This window comes from Halocynthiibacter sp. (genome assembly GCF_049608145.1).
GTDB lineage: Bacteria > Pseudomonadota > Alphaproteobacteria > Rhodobacterales > Rhodobacteraceae > Halocynthiibacter.
The window spans coordinates 1-3,980 of record NZ_JBMYXF010000094.1 but is presented as its reverse complement, the minus strand read 5'-3'; the positions used below and the strand labels follow the sequence as shown (position 1 = coordinate 3,980).

The following is a 3,980-nucleotide window of genomic DNA, read 5'->3' as shown; positions in this document are numbered from 1 at the left end:
AATCGATTACAAAGCCGCCTGCTTACTGAACCAAACGCATCTATGCAACAACGCCGTGTGAACCTCTCCGTGTTCATCGTACCATTCAAATGCAACCTGCTCGACCAGTTCCAGTGTTGCCGGGCGCGTGGAAAGCAACAGGATCGCATTAGTTTCACCATGGCTTTCGCTGCCCATACGGACACCGGGACCGTTGCCGCAGACAACGCCGCCTGTGAAATGGCGGGTCGAGCCGACTTGCGTTTTGCGGTCGCCCCGGCTGAACTCGGGAAGGCGGATGCCACCAGACTGGAAGTGAATTGACATATTTTCGTCTCTCGGTTTGGCGTAGCTGCACCCAGGTATTTGGACGCAGTGTGATCCCACAGGTCAGCGGCCCCCCTCACAAACGACATCGACTGTCACCTGTGTTCTGAAGAAAAGGCACATCTTCCCCGTTACCGCCGAATGGCGGTTTGGGTCGGGATCGATTTGGAGCGAAAGAGCAATGTCCTTGAAACACAGGCACTCATGTGCTAGTGTTTTGGGTGAAACGGGAGGACTTTGTCTTTCTTTAAAAATTGCGATCTGTTGGCGCAGATCGTGATTTTCTTTTTGGGGCCTAGATCATTTTTGGTCCTTTCATCTTGAAGGCGCATTCAATTCTGCTCGCCCTGAGCGTTGCAGATTTTGGCGTATGAGTGCAAGTTATTAACAAACAAAAACAACAGCTTAGAAAATTTTTGCGGGTTTGTTTTTCGCATATGTCGCGCAACGCATCATTGTGGAACGTTATAGCTTGCCGCCTATATTTATGATCCCCTGGATCAAATCAGCCTATCTGCACTCATGCGAAAATTCACCCGCCGCAAACGGGCCTGTATTTTTTTCTGCCGCCATTCTCGCCATTGGCCCCAAAACCACCCTCTGGCAGAGGCAGATTCGGCCCATGTGAGTCGGCCTGTCTCGGGCCTGGAACTCCCCAAAGCAAGGACATCGACAAAGGCAATGTCAGCCACATTGGCGGCGGGGATAAATTGGGGAAGATGGAAAAACACGAGTATCACTTTCGTACAGTCTTACGGTGGCGACGCAAGTTGATGCGTCGGCGGGCTTGTTAAGCTATCCGTATAAGTCGGGAAGAGATATGTTGCGTTGTCTGTGTCATGGGGCAGAAATGGACCGTCACTCGAGACGATGCAATATATTCTGTGCTAGCAATTGCCCTCGCCCCAGAGTGGAGTGACAAGCTTGCAACAAAACCAAGGATATTTCATACTGAGAATTGCATCTCCTTGCGCCACAAACTAAATTTCTCCCTATCGGGTTTGGGAGAGTGTGCTCGACCAACCTCGATACCGATAGGGAGAGCTGGTCCGTCAAAGCAGATTTGAGGTTTGACCTCATATTTCTTCGGAAAATTTATTTCTCAATACATCTTGAATTGGCCACCCGCCATAATCAGGAAACCAAATTTGAGACTTAAAATACCAAAAAAAACGGCTACTGAACTGACGCAGGCCTTTTCGTTTACACAATCTGTATGATTTGGTTTATGCGCACCAAGCAGCCCGGCCTGTACCTCCGCCTGAAAACGGAACCTGAAGCTCTACGGAGACACATCCCGCGAGAGCGTACAAAATGACAGACCGAAAACGCCTTCGCATCTTCTCCCCATCAGAACAGGCAACGCGCCACCAGGATCCTATCTGCAGGCTTTGCCCTGATCAGACGTCGAAAATACCGCGCAACTGCATTTCTTTGATCTGCTCATCACTCAGATCAAGGCCTTTTGCTTCGGCTTGTGTCTTCATTTCATCAAAAATCACCTTCGCGTTGGGCTTGGTGAAAACATCATCATGCGGATCGGCCTGCATGATACGTTGAAACCCGGCTTCAAAATCAGCACGCAGGCGTGGCTCATCCAGAAGCTCTTTTGCCTTTATGGCCTTTGCCACACACATCTCGAAGCAATCGCGGACGCCAGACATCAGATAGGTCCGGAATTCGTCAAAGCTTGCGCCTTCCCAACGGTGTTGCGGCACAACAAGATCAATTGCATAACGCGGCGGCTTTCCCCGGGTTTTCTTCAGCCGTTCTGCCCCTTCAGAACCGAAATCAGCAAAGGGGCCACTGACCCGCACCCCAATCCAGAAATACTCAATGCTTTTGAAATATTTACCATGATCACGGTTGAAAAAAAAACAACTGTTTAATGCAAAGTGGAAAGGAGCGATCAGCTTGTCGGATGCCCCACCAGCCCCCTGTATCCCGACTCCTATAATCGGCATTAGTCGCCTCCTGTCTGATTGATGCGCGGCCCTCTCAAATGCGGTGGCACATAGTTTGGATCATAGTTCGGATGCGACGGATTGCGCCGTCCTGCCCAAGGCTCCCGGTTCAGCGGCCCGGGCCAGCGTTCCGTCAGAAAACGTTCAACGGCAGCCCCTTGATTGCGCGGATAAGCGCGTACAGGTTGCGGAAAGGATAGTCCCAACTCCGCATCCGTATATCTTGTTGCCGGGTTTTGTGAAATCCCCCATTTTTCAAAATTACCGAATTCATCAACACGCCGATACAAAACCGTGGGTTGACTACCAAGCGTATTGCCATGTGCCGAAGGAGACCCGATCTGGATCTGGCGACCATTTGCCCCGATAACATAGTGCCCACCACTGTCCCGCTGCCAGATGGTTCGTCCATTCAGACTGTAACCACTATCGGTAGCCCGAGCACCACCGTTGGGGCCAGGACCATTGATACTCCCATCAGCATTACGTGTATAACTCCGGGGAAGATAGCCCGGGGCGTTCAGCTGGGTCGAGTTCACATTTCCCATGCCGGGCTGGCGGCCGCCGACCGTCGTTCCACGCACTCCGACCACACCCGTTCCTGCAAGCACTGCTGCAACAGCATAGTCTAAACTCACATCCCGATACGCCGCATCTACCACCGAAGGCGGCAGCGCTCTCAGGGTTTCTTCATTGTGCTGATATTCTTCCCACAATGCCTTCAGCGCGTTCCCCCGCACTGTTCCGTCAAAAAGTGCATCTTCACCCTGGCGTTCGACCATTCCAACCAGCTTCCGATACGGCACAGGGCCCATATTTGTGGCAACTGGGTTGCCAGCCTGGGGGTTATAGTGCCCCTGAGACGCCAGAAGGGCTTTCACATTTACTATGCAGGCGTGGCTTCCCGAGTCAGCAATACAAGCACTCACCAGATTCGCGTCGCGGCTTTCATCAAGCTCTTGCCAATACGTAAGCGTGTCTTGAAGCGCCGCAATCTCGGCATCAGTGCATTGATCATTTGCCAGGCAATCCTCCAGTGCGCGTTTTGCGTGATACTGAAACAGCCCCTCCTGATGGCTAAGATAGTTATTTTCGGCCCCTGATCTTGCGATGGATGCAGCTGTTGAGACGTTTTCGCCTTTGCCTTCGGATGCGAAGAAGCCTGCGATGCCACCGATGAGTTCAGCACGGTTTTTGATCTGATCATCGGTAAGCGTTCCGGCTCCGGGGTCTGTCCCGGCATAGATCGCCTGGGCAGCGGCACCTGCTGCACCTGAGGCACAGCTTGCGTTCTGCAATTCTGCTGCAACACATCCGGTGAGGGCGTGCAGGGTGATGTGACCGAACGAGCCTTCCCCCCCATTCGCGCCACCTTCAAAGAGATCCCCGATCCCATGCTGCACATCCGCCATGGCCAGATTGACCACAGAACCGCTGATACCTGAGAGCAGGCCTTTGCCAAAATCGGATCCATATACGGCGGTGTTCAAACCAGAACGAAGGGCGCTATCAAGAGCGCTTTCACCTATCGCGCTCAGGGTTAACTTGCCACCACTGCGCAGCAGGCCCGTATTATCTAATTTGATACCAATCTGCTCCAGGTTAATTCCCGACGTCAGCCCTGCCGTAAAACCAGAAAAAGCCGCGTTTTTAACGATTTCGCCCAGATCCAGATTGCCTGTGACCGCACCGTCAATCACCCCAACAGTC

Annotated in this window: 3 protein-coding genes; all 3 read right to left on the bottom strand. The window is 52.4% G+C overall.

The genetic code is table 11. The features are described from left to right. Nucleotides 1-6: 6 nt before the first annotated feature. A complete protein-coding gene (locus ACPGUT_RS15780; protein WP_423993033.1) occupies nt 7-306 on the bottom strand; it encodes a hypothetical protein in 300 nt (99 codons plus the stop codon). Between the two features lie 1,400 nt (nt 307-1,706). Next, nucleotides 1,707-2,270, bottom strand: coding sequence for a hypothetical protein (locus tag ACPGUT_RS15775; RefSeq protein ID WP_423993031.1), 564 nt, complete (start codon nt 2,268-2,270; stop codon nt 1,707-1,709). Then, nucleotides 2,270-3,980 (bottom strand): DUF637 domain-containing protein (locus ACPGUT_RS15770; RefSeq protein WP_423993029.1); only part of this gene is annotated, 1,711 nt, incomplete at its 5' end. The genes ACPGUT_RS15775 and ACPGUT_RS15770, both read right to left, overlap by 1 nt.